Source organism: Sandaracinomonas limnophila (assembly GCF_004005965.1).
Lineage (GTDB): Bacteria > Bacteroidota > Bacteroidia > Cytophagales > Spirosomataceae > Sandaracinomonas > Sandaracinomonas limnophila.
Genome location: NZ_SACY01000003.1, coordinates 25,142 through 39,278 on the forward strand (window position 1 = coordinate 25,142; position 14,137 = coordinate 39,278).

13 protein-coding genes are annotated in these 14,137 nt (G+C 35.7%); 9 read left to right on the forward strand and 4 right to left on the reverse strand.

The features are described 5' to 3' along the window. Positions 1 to 41 precede the first annotated feature (41 nt). From selD to purS, 6 genes are read left to right on the forward strand one after another with little or no spacing between them, the layout of a single operon-like run. The gene (selD, locus tag EOJ36_RS06275) at positions 42 to 1,076 is read left to right on the forward strand and encodes a selenide, water dikinase SelD (RefSeq protein WP_127803493.1); all 1,035 of its coding nucleotides are present in this window, start codon (positions 42 to 44) and stop codon (positions 1,074 to 1,076) included. Further along, positions 1,073 to 1,834: an alpha/beta fold hydrolase gene (locus EOJ36_RS06280; RefSeq protein ID WP_127803495.1), complete on the forward strand. Its 762-nt coding sequence runs from the start codon at positions 1,073 to 1,075 to the stop codon at positions 1,832 to 1,834. The genes selD and EOJ36_RS06280 overlap by 4 nt, the downstream gene beginning before the upstream one ends. Next, positions 1,831 to 2,535: an SAM-dependent methyltransferase gene (locus EOJ36_RS06285; protein WP_127803497.1), complete on the forward strand. Its 705-nt coding sequence runs from the start codon at positions 1,831 to 1,833 to the stop codon at positions 2,533 to 2,535. The genes EOJ36_RS06280 and EOJ36_RS06285 overlap by 4 nt, the downstream gene beginning before the upstream one ends. Before the next feature lie 36 nt (positions 2,536 to 2,571). Further along, complete coding sequence (locus EOJ36_RS06290) at positions 2,572 to 3,216, forward strand: MBL fold metallo-hydrolase (protein WP_127803499.1); 645 nt, start codon at positions 2,572 to 2,574, stop codon at positions 3,214 to 3,216. Beyond that, positions 3,213 to 3,935 (forward strand): CDP-alcohol phosphatidyltransferase family protein, encoded by a 723-nt coding sequence (locus tag EOJ36_RS06295; protein WP_127803501.1) that lies wholly within the window; start codon positions 3,213 to 3,215, stop codon positions 3,933 to 3,935. Before EOJ36_RS06290 ends, EOJ36_RS06295 begins: the two co-directional genes overlap by 4 nt. Next, positions 3,932 to 4,183 (forward strand): phosphoribosylformylglycinamidine synthase subunit PurS, encoded by a 252-nt coding sequence (purS, locus tag EOJ36_RS06300; protein WP_127803504.1) that lies wholly within the window; start codon positions 3,932 to 3,934, stop codon positions 4,181 to 4,183. The genes EOJ36_RS06295 and purS overlap by 4 nt, the downstream gene beginning before the upstream one ends. Here the strand turns inward: purS and EOJ36_RS06305 are convergent, their stop codons facing one another. After that, positions 4,184 to 4,537 (reverse strand): CoA-binding protein, encoded by a 354-nt coding sequence (locus tag EOJ36_RS06305; protein WP_127803506.1) that lies wholly within the window; start codon positions 4,535 to 4,537, stop codon positions 4,184 to 4,186. Between the two features lie 28 nt (positions 4,538 to 4,565). Between EOJ36_RS06305 and EOJ36_RS06310 the strand changes: the two genes are divergently transcribed. Further along, a complete protein-coding gene (locus EOJ36_RS06310) occupies positions 4,566 to 6,974 on the forward strand; it encodes an AsmA-like C-terminal region-containing protein (protein WP_127803508.1) in 2,409 nt (802 codons plus the stop codon). On the opposite strand, the gene metF is transcribed toward EOJ36_RS06310, so the two are convergent. From metF to kdsB, 3 genes are read right to left on the reverse strand one after another with little or no spacing between them, the layout of a single operon-like run. Then, complete coding sequence (metF, locus tag EOJ36_RS06315; protein ID WP_127803510.1) at positions 6,966 to 7,919, reverse strand: methylenetetrahydrofolate reductase [NAD(P)H]; 954 nt, start codon at positions 7,917 to 7,919, stop codon at positions 6,966 to 6,968. The genes EOJ36_RS06310 and metF overlap by 9 nt on opposite strands. A gap of 3 nt (positions 7,920 to 7,922) precedes the next feature. Beyond that, on the reverse strand, positions 7,923 to 11,681 hold the full coding sequence (gene metH / locus EOJ36_RS06320) for a methionine synthase (protein WP_127803512.1): 3,759 nt from the start codon (positions 11,679 to 11,681) through the stop codon (positions 7,923 to 7,925). A gap of 39 nt (positions 11,682 to 11,720) precedes the next feature. Continuing rightward, entirely contained in the window at positions 11,721 to 12,476 is a 756-nt protein-coding gene (gene kdsB, locus EOJ36_RS06325) for a 3-deoxy-manno-octulosonate cytidylyltransferase (RefSeq protein WP_127803514.1), read from the reverse strand. Between the two features lie 49 nt (positions 12,477 to 12,525). On the opposite strand from kdsB, the gene EOJ36_RS06330 reads away from it, so the two are divergent. Together EOJ36_RS06330 and EOJ36_RS06335 are read left to right on the forward strand one after the other, a co-directional pair. Further along, positions 12,526 to 13,173: a hypothetical protein gene (locus EOJ36_RS06330; RefSeq protein ID WP_127803516.1), complete on the forward strand. Its 648-nt coding sequence runs from the start codon at positions 12,526 to 12,528 to the stop codon at positions 13,171 to 13,173. After that, positions 13,166 to 14,074 carry a septal ring lytic transglycosylase RlpA family protein gene (locus EOJ36_RS06335; protein ID WP_127803518.1) on the forward strand — a complete coding sequence of 303 codons (909 nt, stop codon included), beginning with the start codon at positions 13,166 to 13,168 and terminating at the stop codon, positions 14,072 to 14,074. The genes EOJ36_RS06330 and EOJ36_RS06335 overlap by 8 nt, the downstream gene beginning before the upstream one ends. Positions 14,075 to 14,137 lie beyond the last annotated feature (63 nt).

The window sequence follows — 14,137 nt, forward strand, 5'->3', positions numbered from 1 at the left end:
CTTTTTAAAGAATATTTTTGTAAAATAATTTTTAAAATCCCTTGGAAGACCCTATTAAATTAACCTCGTATTCACATGGAGCTGGTTGTGGTTGCAAGATTTCGCCACAAATTTTAGATAAAATAATCCATACCGATGAAAAAATCATTTGGAAGGATTTATTAGTTGGAAATGAAAGCAAAGATGACGCCGCTGCATTTGATTGGCAAAACGGAGAAGCAGTAATTTCTACCACAGATTTTTTCATGCCAATTGTAGACGACCCATTTCATTTTGGAAAAATCGCTGCAACTAATGCCATATCCGATGTGTACGCTATGGGTGGAACTCCCCTTTTAGCAATAGCGATACTGGGTTGGCCAATAGACAAATTGGCACCTGAAGTAGCAAAAGAGGTTGTAAAGGGAGGTAGAGCTGCTTGTTTAGAGGCAGGAATTCCTTTAGCCGGTGGACATTCAATTGACTCCCCTGAACCTATTTTTGGACTTGCAGTAACCGGTAAAGTAAAAAAAGAACATTTAAAACAAAACAATACAGCAAGCCCAAATTGTACGCTATACCTAACCAAACCACTGGGAGTAGGCATATTAACAACTGCCCAAAAAAGAAACATTATCGAATCGAAAGATTTAGAAATGGCCATTCAACAAATGGAAGGTCTCAATAAAATTGGAGCTGTTTTGGGTGGACTAGATTATGTAAAAGCCTTGACAGATGTTACAGGATTTGGTCTATTTGGACACTTGATAGAAATGTGTGATGGCTCAGGAATATCTGCAGAAGTAAATCCATTAAATTTCCCAAAACTTCCTAATATTGATTTCTACTTAGAAAAAGAATGCTTTCCAGGCGGCACCAAAAGAAATTTAGCCTCTTATGAACATCGAATAGAAAACGGGTTGGATGAAAAGCTAAAATATATTGGAGCAGATCCTCAAACCTCAGGAGGTTTATTGATTGCCATAGAGAATTCTAAAACTCAAGAATTCGAATCTTTGATGCAAACAGAAAATCAAGTGATTTTCAAAATTGGACAAACCATTGAACAAAAAGAAAAAGCGATATACTTCAAATGAAATTATATTTCAGAAAATTAGGTGAACAAGGTACCCCAATCATCATTCTTCACGGAATTTTTGGAAGCTCAGATAATTGGGTAAACATCGGAAAAGTACTTGCGGAAACTCACCAAGTGTTCCTGCTCGACCAACGAAATCACGGGCAAAGTCCTTGGTCTGATGAATTTGATTATATGGTCATGGCCGCAGATTTAAAAGAATTCATTGAAGACCATCAATTGCAAAACCCCATATTAATTGGACACTCCATGGGTGGAAAAGTTGTGATGCAATTTGAACTAAATTATCCCGCCTTAGCCCAAAAAGTAATCATTGTAGATATTGCTCCAAAATACTACCCTGTGCATCATACACAAATTTTAAATGGCTTGAATTCACTGGATTTAAAAAATCTTCAATCGAGAACAGAAGCTAATGAGCATTTGAAACGATTTGAGGAAAAGGAAGGAGTGCGACAATTTCTATTAAAAAATCTTTACAGAAATTCTGAAAACGAATTTGCTTTTAGAATCAATTTGAAAGTCATTACCAAAAACATTGATGTGGTTGGACATGAATTATTCATTAAAAATCCGTCTGAAACTTTCACCTATTTCATTAAAGGCTCCGACTCGCATTATATTTTACCAGAAGACGAAAGATATATATCCGAAATTTTTCCCAATTTTGAAATCATCGAAATTACTAATGCTGGGCATTGGGTACAAGCCGACCAACCAGAGGCATTTGTAAAAGCCGTTCAACAAATTCTATGAAACTAGTACTGATTCCTTGTCCAATTGCTGAAAACACCGTCCAAGGCACCTTGCCTGCAGAGATTAAAGAGGCAATTCTTGCTTGCAAACATTTTTTGGTGGAAAACACCAGAACTGCAAGACGATTTATCAGTGAATTAAAATTGGGAATCAATATAGAGGATTTAGAATTTTTTGAGTTGACCAAAGAGAGCAAAACTGCTGATATCCGAAAAATCTTAAATCAATGGAAGCAAAACCATTGCAAATTAGCTGGTGTGATTTCAGAAGCTGGGTGCCCGGGTGTTGCTGACCCTGGAGCTATGGCCTGCCAATTGGCACATGAAATGAATATTGAAGTAGAACCACTTGTAGGGCCATCTTCAATTTTATTAGCCCTGATGGCATCTGGATTCTCCGGACAAAGTTTTGCCTTTCATGGATACCTCCCAATTGAACGCCCCAATCGCATTCGAAAAATTGAAAATTTAGAAAAGGATGTTCAAATAAAAGGACAAACTCAGATTTTCATGGAAACACCTTATCGCAATAATGGATTGTTAGAGGACCTACTTCAAACTTGCCATCCCGACTCCCTTTTAAGTATTTCTTGCGAGGTAAAAGGACAAGATGGGTTTTCCAAAACCAAGAAAATTCAGGATTGGAAAAAGCAACTTCCTGATTTACACAAAAAACCAACCATCTTTTTATTAGGCAGGTAATTTTATATTTCCATTATTTTTTGCAAATTTCAACAAATGATTCAAGTTCAAACTTTTTGCTTCAACGCTTTTCAAGAAAACACCTACCTTGTTTGGAACGAACAAAACGAAGGACTCATCATTGACCCGGGTTGTTATACCTTCGAAGAAAGACAAAAATTGAGGGATTTTATTGCTGAAAAGGATATCACACCCCTTGCTATCATCAATACACATGCCCATGTAGATCATGTATTGGGAGTGCAAGCCCTAAAAGAGATTTACAAAATTCCCTTCGGATTACATCCAAAAGATTTTATACTCTTACAAAATGTAAAAGAACGAGCAGAATTTTACGGATTTCCACATTACCAAGAACCCTCAGTAGATTTTGAATTAACTGAGGGAGAATTGAAGAATTTAGGAAATTTTTCAGGAAAAGTTTTATTTGTCCCTGGTCACGCTCCTGGACACGTTGCATTTTATTTTGAAGAAGATAAAATATTACTTTCGGGAGACGTGTTATTCAGAAGAAGTATTGGTCGAACAGATTTTCCTTTATGTAATCATGATGACCTTTTAAAAAGTATTCAGACCCAATTTTATACTCTCCCAGACGACATTTTAGTTTATCCAGGACACGGAGGGACAACTTTGATGGGAGATGAAAAAAGGTTAAATCCATTCGTACGAAAACAATGAGTTTGAAAAAAGAAATTCCTAATTTATTAACCCTATCTAACCTCTTGGCAGGTTGCTTAGGATTGGTTTTTGTGATGCAAAACAATTTGCTCGCTGCCTCGTATTGCATTGGCATTTCCCTTGTTTTCGACTTCTTTGATGGTTTCCTTGCCAGATTATTAAGCGCCTACTCCGAAATTGGCAAACAATTAGATTCTTTGGCCGATATGGTTTCCTTTGGGGTCTTACCAAGTTTCATATTATTAGGATTGGTTGAAAATTCATGTACCAGCCTATGTTATTACGGTATTGGTGGCTTCTATAAACCCTATATGGTGTTTTTATTAGCCTTGGCATCTTGTTACCGATTGGCAAAATTTAACATTGATACTCGACAAACTGATCAATTCATCGGAGTTCCAACTCCTGCTAATGGACTACTTATTGCTTCAATCCCATTAATATTACATTTCCAACCTGAATATAGCCAATACTTTTTAAGCTTCAACGGACTTTTGATATATGCCGTATTGATGAGTTATTTATTGGTTTCTGAATTACCTTTAATGGCCTTTAAATTCAAGTCGTTTGGGTGGTCGGAAAATCAAATGCGATACATTTTTTTAATTTTCTGTGTCATAAGCGTAATATTCCTTAAATTTGTAGCTATTCCAGTTTTGGTCGTTTGTTATATTCTATTGTCTGGAATTCAATTTATCTTTAATAGTCAAAAAAAATGAAGTTTTTAGCAGAAATTAATGTAATGCCTCAAAAGGAAATCCTAGATCCACAAGGTAAGGCCGTAAAAATTGGTCTTCAAAATTTAGGAATCAATCAAGTTTCAGATGCACGAATTGGCAAGCATATCCAATTACAATTGGAAGCTGGTTCTGAAGCAGAGGCAAATCAAATCGTTACAGATGCCTGCAAAAAATTGTTAGCAAATATCATCATGGAAGAATTTGAATTCAAATTAATCCAATTGTAATTAAAATTGGCCTGTATGCAATAATACAAGCGTACAGGCTTCTTCTACTTGAATACCTAAAGCCTCTAATTCCTCCTCCAATGTAGGATTTTCAGTTCCTGGATTAAATATCACACGTTTAGGTTTTAAAACTTTAAGATAATCAAGTAATCCTTCTTGATTTTTAGGTCCAACATACAAGGTTACTGTATCTACTGGCTCAAATTGTTTTTGTTTATGAATGGGGTAACCAAAAAGATTGCCGTCACGATGGCCCACCAAAACAATTTCATGCTTATATTTCAACAACAAATCTGCAGCTTTATAAGCATATCTTTCTGGGTTTTCTGAGGCACCGTATACTAAAACTTTCATACCTTTGTTTTAAAATAAATTCACTAATATGTTCAAAAAAATCATTGGCTATTTTTCAGCTTTTTTACTTAGCATCTTACTCCTTTCATTCATTTTAGGATGGATTTACCAAGGCAAAATAAAAGAAAAGGCCATTAGCGAAATAAACAAAAAACTAGAGGCAAAAGTTCAAATAGAAGATGTTTCAGTAGGCATTTTCCGCAGTTTCCCGAATGCCAATATTCAATTACAAAATCTTAAAATTATTGGGATAAATGAGTTCAAAAACGACACATTGGCAAACATATCCAATTTTAAGTTAGAAATAAACCTGTGGAAATTCATCAGTGCCAATCAGGTTATCATAAAAGAAATTGCAATTGAAAAAGCAAAAATCAAATTACATATTCTTAAAAACGGGAAAGCAAATTGGGATATAAGTAAAAAAACAACACAAGAAACCACTACGAGTGAAAGTCCCTTACAAATTGCCCTTCAATACTATCAATTAAAAGAATCTGAAATAATTTATCTAGATGAATCCAGAAACTTCGAGACCCATCTAATAGGATTAAACCATTTGGGGAAAGGTGATTTTCAAAATGAGGTATTTGATTTGCAAACAGAAACAGAGGTTGAACATTGGGATTTAGCTTTTTTAGGCAAGCCAATTTTCAGTGGAATCAGAGCCCAATTAGAAGCCCCAATTTCCATGAATTTCAAACAAATGGAATTCAAGTTCACCAACAATACCCTTCTACTAAATGAATTACCCATTGAGTTTTCTTATTCAGTTGCCATGCCAAATGAAAACATGAAAATGGATTTCACCTTTAAAGCAGCCAAAACTGAAATCAAAAATCTGTTTTCAATTATACCCTCCTTATACAAAAATGATTTCGAAAAACTAAAGGCAAATGGAGAGTTTCATTTGAATGGTTCAATGAATGGAATTTTAAACGATACGCAAATTCCAAATTTCAACATCAAATTAGCTCTTAATAATGCCAATTTAGCCTATGAGGGTAAACCTGACAAAATCAGCAATTTGCAAGTTGGCTTCGAGGCAAACAACCCAACTGGGAAAGTTGAAAATACTGAAATTCACATTGCTCCTTTTTCCACGCTTGTTAACCAAAATAAGTTAAATGGTGAATTGCATATTAAACATCCGACAGGTGACCCTATTTTAAACGGAAACATCAAAGGAGACATTGATTTACAATCATTATATCGATTTTTTAGTAAAGAAAACTTGAGCTATTCTGGCAAAATGTATGCTGACATACAATTCGATGGGCAATTGAGTCAATTGAAAAAGGGAAAAGGAAAAGTTTCAGGAAAGGCAGTTGTGGAGAATTTCAAAGGAAAATACCAAAACCAAAGCATTGAAATGGCTAAATTAATTGGAAATTTCAGCCCACAAAAAGTACAAATTCAAACAAGTGTAAATTACTTGCAAACCCTTTTCCATGTAAAAGGTAGCATTGAAAATGTATTTGGTTACCTAATTAAAGGGGAAGATTTTACAAGTAAGGTTGGAATTGATGTCAAATCTCTTTCCATTCCAAAGGCATTTGAGAATATAGCTTTAGTGCAAAAATATTTACCCATTGCAGGATCGCTTCAGGGGGATATTGCAACTTCATTCAATTTTTCTGGAAATTTCAATTCCAAATTTGACTTAATACTTCCTTCTGTAAATGCTGAAGGAATCTTAAATACTGGACAAATTGAGGCAAAAGGTTCTGAAATTTTAAACAAAATTATTACCCTAAGCAATTGGAAAGGACAAAATCAAATATCTCTCAATCCTACTAAAATGAACTTTGTGATAAAAGATGGATTTTTGATTTTCAAACCTTTTGACATCCATACCAATTTTGGACAATTCGCAGTTTCTGGAAAAAATGGTTTAAATCAAAGTTTAGCCTATTCGATTCAAACAGAAATACCTGTTGAAAAGCTTGGTAATAAATGGTTAACACAGTTGAATGAAAAATTCATAAACCTAATTCCAGGAGGTCAAAAACCCACTATTAAAGGTAATATTCCTTTTGAAATAAACATTAGCGGTACTATCCCTAAACCACTTATTCAAGCGGGTTTATCGAAATCCTATTTAGATAAATTTAATGCAAAGGATATACAGCAGGCCATTCAAAATGTTGTCAAATCTGAAATCAAAAAACAAAAAAATAAGGCAATAGAGGAAGCTCAACGATTGGCAGACCAAGAGATGGCTAAAGCTCGGGAAGAAGCAGAGCGAATTAAAGGTATTGCCTACGCAGAAGCAGATAAATTGGTGGAACAAGCTGGCAATCCTTTGGCAAAATTTGCAGCCCAAAAATTAGCAGATAAATTAAAAAGAGAAGCCGATAAAAAAGTAGAGAAAATTTTGCAAGATGCCCAGGACAGAGCCAATGAAAAAATAGAAAAAGCCAAATCCCTAGAATAAGGATTTGGCAATTGCTTGTACGTTATCTGATTTACTCATGGTGTAAAAATGTAGCGCTGGCACACCAGCTTGCATTAATTCACGCCCTTGAGCAATTGTCCACTCAATACCCACTTGCTTAATTTGCTCTGGTGCGGTACATGCCTTCACCGCTTTTTGTAAATCTTCTGGAATATCTAAAAAGAAAATTTCAGGTAATATTTGAAGCTGACGAGCCGTGGACAAAGGTTTTAGACCCGGAATAATAGGCACATTGATTCCGATTGCCCTACATTTGTCTACAAAATCAAAATATTTTCGATTGTCGAAAAACATTTGCGTCACAATATAATCAGCACCTGCATCCACTTTTCTCTTAAGGTTTTGTAAATCTTCCTCCAAAGAAATTGCTTCAAAATGTTTTTCAGGATAACCCGCCACTCCTACACAAAAATTGGTAGGAAAGGATTCGGTTTCTTCGTACAACAATTTACCTTGATTCATGGCTGAAATTTGCTCCACCAATTCATTGGCGAATGCATGTCCACCCGATTTAGGTATGAAATGGGTTTCCCCTTTTTCTTGGTCACCTCGAAGTGCCAAAATATTTTCAATGCCCAAATAATGTAAATCAATTAAGAAATCCTCTGTTTCTTCTTTCGTAAATCCTCCACAAATTACATGCGGAACAGCCTCAACTTTGAATTTCTGCATGATTGCAGCACAAATCCCTAATGTTCCAGGTCGCTTACGTATAGGTATTCTTTTGGTTTCACCATTTACCTCTTTCGTAATATATTCTTCCCTGTGGTAGGTAACCTCAATAAATGGAGGATTGAATTCCATTAATGGTTCTATATTCTGCATCAAATCGCCAAAATTTGAACCTTTCATCGGTGGAATAATCTCCAATGAAAACAATGTTTTCCCCTTAGCCTGATTAAAATATTCGGTAATTTTTGTCATTTTCTATTGATAATTTAAGACAGGACTCAACCACTTCTCAACTTCCTCAATGCTCATCCCCTTGCGTTTGGCATAATCCTCCACTTGGTCTTTTGCAATTTTACCCAATCCAAAATAAGTACTTTGAGGGTGTGAGAAATAAAAACCTGAAACAGAAGAAGCTGGATACATTGCTAAACTTTCTGTTAAAGAAATCCCTGTCATTTCTTCTACATTCAACAATTCGAATAATCGAACCTTTTCGGTATGGTCGGGACAAGCAGGGTACCCTGGTGCTGGACGAATCCCTTGGTATTTTTCTGAAATCAATTCTTCATTTTGAAAAGCTTCATTGGCTGCATAGCCCCAATATTCTTTACGTACTTTTTCATGTAAATATTCAGCAAAAGCCTCCGCCAAACGGTCAGCCAATGCTTTTAACATAATGCTGTTATAATCGTCATGCGTTTTTTCAAATTCTGCTAATTTGGTTTCAATCCCAAATCCGGTAGAAACAGCAAATGCTCCAATGTAATCGACATCTGCCTCCAAAGGAGCAACAAAATCACTTATACATAAATTGGGTAAACTTGCTGCTTTTTGTCCTTGTTGTCTCAAATGATGCAACCATTTACTTGAATCAGATTTAGCATCATTTGTTTGAATTTCGTAATTCAAGTGAATATGTTCACCATGTTTTTCACAAGGTACGGTTTGCGATTTTTCTACAAAATCATGCAAAATGATATCATCACCAAATGAGTTTGCCGGGAAAAATCCTACAGCAGCATTGGCTGATAACCATTTTTCAGCAATAATTTGCTTCAACATCGCTTCTGCATCCGCAAAAAGCTTTTTTGCCTCCTCTCCAACAATCGGATTATCAAATATTTTTGGGTATTTGCCCGATAATTGCCAAGTTGAGAAAAATGGTGTCCAATCGATATAAGGAACCAATTGTTCAATTGGGAAATCTTTTAAATATTTCGTTCCTAAAAAGCTTGGCTTTTTAGCCTTAAACCCAGTCCAATCAATCGATTTTTGCTTATCCCTTGCTTGTTGAATTGTCAAATAATTTTTATCCTGCTGGCGATTCGCGTGGGCTTCGCGCAATTCAGCATATTCACTTTTAATTTCTTGATAAATCTCTTTCTGAGTTAATTCACTCTGAAGTAATCTACCAGCTACTGGCACTGACCTTGAAGCATCTAAGACATGAATTACAGGTCCCGAATAATGTGGATCAATCTTAACCGCCGTATGTATACGTGAGGTTGTTGCTCCACCAATTAACAATGGAATAGTTAAGCCTTGTCGCTCCATTTCTTTGGCCACATAAACCATTTCATCTAAACTTGGAGTAATCAATCCAGAAAGTCCAATAATATCAACTTGATGCTCTTTAGCTGCTGCTAAAATCTTATCGCATGGCACCATAACTCCCAAATCAATGATTTCGAAATTATTACAAGCCAAAACAACACCCACAATATTTTTACCAATATCATGCACATCCCCTTTCACTGTAGCCAATAAAATTTTACCAGCCGAAGAACTACCAGTACCTTCTTTTTCAGCTTCAATAAATGGCAACAAATAAGCAACTGCCTTTTTCATTACGCGGGCCGACTTCACTACCTGCGGCAAGAACATCTTTCCTTCTCCAAATAAATCACCCACTACATTCATTCCGTCCATCAAAGGGCCTTCAATCACCTGTATTGGTTTTTCTGCTTGTTGACGAGCCTCCTCAACATCCTCATCAATAAATTCAGTCAAACCTTTGATCAAGGCATGTTCTAAACGCTTATTAACAGGTAAATTTCTCCATTCTAAATCCACAACCACTTCCTTAGAAGTCGATTTTACCGTTTCGGCAAAATTTACTAGTTTTTCAGTTGCTTCATTGTTTTTATTCATCAACACATCTTCGCATAAATCACGCAAAGGCTGTGGGATATCGTCATAAACTCCTAACTGTCCAGCATTCACAATACCCATATCCATACCAGCTTTAATGGCATGGTATAAAAATACCGTGTGCATCGCTTCACGCACAGGCTCATTTCCTCTGAATGAGAAGGAAATATTTGAAACCCCACCCGAAACTTTCGCTAAAGGCAGATTTTGCTTGATCCAACGCGTGGCATTGATGAAATCGTTGGCATAATTGTTATGCTCTTCAATTCCGGTGGCAACGGTTAAAATATTGGGATCGAAAATGATATCTTGTGCAGGGAATCCAACTTTTTCAGTTAAAATCTTGTAAGCACGAGAACATATTTCAATTCTTCTTTCGTAACTATCTGCTTGTCCTGTTTCATCAAAAGCCATCACCACTGCAGAGGCACCATAACTTTTAATTTCATGTGCCAATTCAATGAATCGCTCCTCTCCTTCTTTTAAGGAAATAGAATTGACAATAGATTTACCTTGAACACATTTCAAACCTGCTTCAATCACTTCCCATTTCGATGAATCAATCATCAAGGGTAATTTGGCAATATCAGGCTCTGCCATCAACAAATTCAAGAATTTAGGCATCATGGCAACACCATCAATCATTCCCTCATCCAAATTGATATCCAATATCTGCGCTCCACCTTCCACTTGATCTCTGGCAATTTGAATTGCTTCCTCGAAATTCTCCTCTCTGATCAATCGAGCAAATTTCTTAGAACCTGTCACATTACATCTTTCACCCACATTCACAAAATTTGTCAAAGGACTAATTTCCAATGGCTCCAATCCAGATAATTTCTGGTTATCATTTTGAGCAGGAATTTGATGTGGTTGATATTTTGCAGCAGCGTCAGCAATTAATTTGATATGAGCGGGGGTTGTTCCACAACAACCACCAATGATATTTACTAATCCATTTTTCAAAAAGTCCCCAACAATAACAGCCATTTCTTCTGGACTCTGATCGTACTCTCCCATTTCATTCGGCAATCCAGCATTGGGATGCGCTGAAACATAAAATGGAGAATGATCAGAAAGGGTTTGTACATAAGGACGCATCAAATCAGCACCTAAAGCACAGTTAATTCCCACAGACAACAAAGGCATATGAGAAACGGATGTCAAAAAGGCCTCAGTGGTTTGGCCTGACAAGGTTCTACCTGATTGGTCGGTAATGGTACCTGAAACCATAACAGGCAAATATTCTTTTTCAGGATGTTTTGTAAAATATTCGTCAATGGCAAATAATGCTGCCTTTGCGTTAAGTGTATCAAAAACTGTCTCAATCAATAATAAATCAACCCCGCCATCTACTAATCCACGAACTTGTTCGGTGTAGGCTTCAACTAATTCATCAAAACTAACCGCACGAAACCCTGGATCATTTACATCAGGTGAAAGAGAAAGTGTTCTATTTGTTGGCCCCATAGAACCTGCCACATACCTTGGTTTTTCTGGATTTTCCTGGGTGAATTTATCGGCAACCTCTTTGGCAATTTTAGCAGATTCAAAATTCAATTCATAGACCAAATCCTCCATGTGGTAATCTGCCATGGCAATGGAAGTACCCGAAAAGGTATTGGTTTCAGCAATATCGGCACCAGCCTCAAAGTATTTTTTATGAATTTCTTGGATAATATCTGGACGCGTAATAGAAAGCAAATCATTATTTCCCTTCACTTCATGTGGAAAGTCTTTAAATCTTTCTCCTCTATAATCCGCATCAGTAAGCTTATACTCTTGAATTAAAGAGCCCATGGCTCCATCAAGCACTAGAATTCGCTCCTTTAATATTTCTCTAATAGATGGTTTTTGAATCATCACGCAATTTACTTCTTTTTACTTAAAATTTGGACAAAATCAAGAAATAAAACCCATTGATTTCAATCGATTTAAATCTTCTGGCGTATCAATACCAATGGTTTCCAAATCTGTTTTCATAGTCTGTATCTGATAGCCGTTTTCAATCCAACGCAATTGCTCCAAGGATTCACAATTTTCCAGGAAAGATGGCTTCAAATGAGCAATTTTAGGTAAAATATCTGATCGATAGGCATACAAACCGATGTGTTTGTAAAAAACCCCTTGACTCAGCCATTCATTGGGTGGCACATTTCTAAGATAAGGAATGGTTTGTCGAGAAAAATAAATGGCTTTACCTGTTGAATCAATTATCACCTTTGGATTATTTGGATTAAATAAAGTTCCATCATCTTCAATTTTCTTAACCAAGGTAACCAATTCAGGTTTTTTTTCGAATCCTAAAACTAAATCTTCCAACTGTGTGGGATGAATAAAGGGTTCATCTCCCTGAATATTCACCACATAATCAACATCATCACCATATTTAGATAATACCTCTGCACATCTATCGGTCCCTGAGACATGCTCTGCAGAGGTCATCACAACCTTTGCCCCAAAATTTTCAGCAACGTCCTTTATACGTATATCATCTGTTGCAATTATCACATCAGCCCAAATTTTCAATTTATTTACCTGCTCATAGGTTCTTTGAATCATTGTTTTGCCATTAATTTCTACCAAAGGTTTTCCGGGAAAACGAGTAGAGGCAAAACGAGCAGGAATAATTGCAAGAATTGATAAGTTGGAAGCCATAAATGATAAAAAATTTCTCAAATTTGCAGAAAATTAAGGATATTTCATTTTGAAAGTTAAATTTCAACAGCTTTTTACTGACAAAGTTCAACAAATTGGCTACTGGGGCAATTCAGAAGACTTACATATTTGGATTGAAACAGCATCAACCACTGAAAAGAAATGGTTCAACTATTCTTTTCAAAAAAATCAGATAACTGAAATTCCTTATCCATTTGACTTCAAAAATCAATATAATTTCATCCAAGCCTCTGGAAAAATTGCTTACTTTTCTGAATTACTGCAAGGAAAAAACCCAGTGGTAAATCAAGTTCTTGCCATCGACTTATCAAATGGCAAAACGAGTCAACAAGTAATGAAACTTGAAAAAACCTTTGAAATAAATACCCCAAACCACTATGCAGAAGGTCAGGAATACTTCAAAGAATTTCAAGAATTTTTCGAGAAAAAATTCAATGAACAAATTGGAAAAGGAATTGATTATTACGAAGGCGAAGACCAACTCGTTTTTTCTTATTATATTTACAAAAATGCTTGGGTAAATATACTAAAAGTATGTAATTCGTCGTTTGATATCCTTTGGAAAGACCAATTAGACGAAAATGATTTGATCGGAAAAATAACTTTCCAAATAGTCGCAAATCATTTAATTTATATCAAAAATAAGCATCAATTGATCGTATTAGCACATGAATAAGTTATTATCAATCGTATCTCTTTGTTTAGGCATAACCTATATGTCTGTAGCCAATAAGCTTGACTCATTGGGATTGAAAAAGGAAAACAATAAAACCTATATCGTTTATAAACTGGGCCAAAAACAGACCTTGTTTTCTGTTTTGAAAAAATATAATTTATCCTTAGCAGAATTCAAACAAGTTAATCCAGAGACAGATATTCCTGTAAAAAGTGGTGAAATCGTTTACATTCCTTTACATTATTTGGAGGAAAGTCCTAGTATTTTAAAAAATATTGATAAACCTATTGCTTCAGAAAAGGAAACAAAAGAGGAGAAAAATACAGAAAAGAAGGTTGAAAAATCAGAAAGCAATATCCATATTGTTCTCCCAAAACAAGGACTTTTAACTATCGCTAATTTGTATGGAGTTAAAATGGCTGATATCCGAAAATGGAATCAATTGAAATCTGATAGATTACAAGAAGGACAAAGACTTATCGTAAAAGAACCAGGAATTGAATCACCAAGCCTTCCAACAGCTACGGCTAAAAATGAAAAAACAGCTCCGAAAACTGAAGGTAAAATTGATATGACTATTCCTGCCAAAGCAGAGGAGTCGACAGTAGCTAGCACTCCAGCCCAAGAGGGGATTAAAAAAACAATTGAAACAGGTATTGCTGAATTAATAGATGTTCCAGATAATTCAGGTAAATATTTGGCACTTCACAAATCAGCACCAATTGGCACTTTGGTTTTGGTTAAAAACCTAGCAAATAACCAAAGTATTTGGGTGAAAGTAGTAGGTCGCTTACCAAATTCTGACCCCAAAGTAATTATCAAAATTTCGCCAAAAGCATTTGAAAAATTAAATGCAGTGGACAAGAGAATTCGTGCAGAAATAAGTTATTTAATTCAATAAAATGCCTAGAAAAAAGAGGCCGATCACCGCGGGACAAGTAATATTTGAGGTTATTTTCATATT

Coding starts and splice junctions, on each gene's coding strand:
- metF (WP_127803510.1), bottom strand. CDS start 7,919: ATGACAAAAATTACCGAATATTTTAATCAGGCTAAGGGGAAAACATTG.
- EOJ36_RS06305 (WP_127803506.1), bottom strand. CDS start 4,537: ATGAAAGTTTTAGTATACGGTGCCTCAGAAAACCCAGAAAGATATGCT.
- purS (WP_127803504.1), top strand. CDS start 3,932: ATGAAGTTTTTAGCAGAAATTAATGTAATGCCTCAAAAGGAAATCCTA.
- EOJ36_RS06310 (WP_127803508.1), top strand. CDS start 4,566: ATGTTCAAAAAAATCATTGGCTATTTTTCAGCTTTTTTACTTAGCATC.
- EOJ36_RS06295 (WP_127803501.1), top strand. CDS start 3,213: ATGAGTTTGAAAAAAGAAATTCCTAATTTATTAACCCTATCTAACCTC.
- EOJ36_RS06280 (WP_127803495.1), top strand. CDS start 1,073: ATGAAATTATATTTCAGAAAATTAGGTGAACAAGGTACCCCAATCATC.
- EOJ36_RS06335 (WP_127803518.1), top strand. CDS start 13,166: ATGAATAAGTTATTATCAATCGTATCTCTTTGTTTAGGCATAACCTAT.
- metH (WP_127803512.1), bottom strand. CDS start 11,681: ATGATTCAAAAACCATCTATTAGAGAAATATTAAAGGAGCGAATTCTA.
- kdsB (WP_127803514.1), bottom strand. CDS start 12,476: ATGGCTTCCAACTTATCAATTCTTGCAATTATTCCTGCTCGTTTTGCC.
- EOJ36_RS06290 (WP_127803499.1), top strand. CDS start 2,572: ATGATTCAAGTTCAAACTTTTTGCTTCAACGCTTTTCAAGAAAACACC.
- EOJ36_RS06285 (WP_127803497.1), top strand. CDS start 1,831: ATGAAACTAGTACTGATTCCTTGTCCAATTGCTGAAAACACCGTCCAA.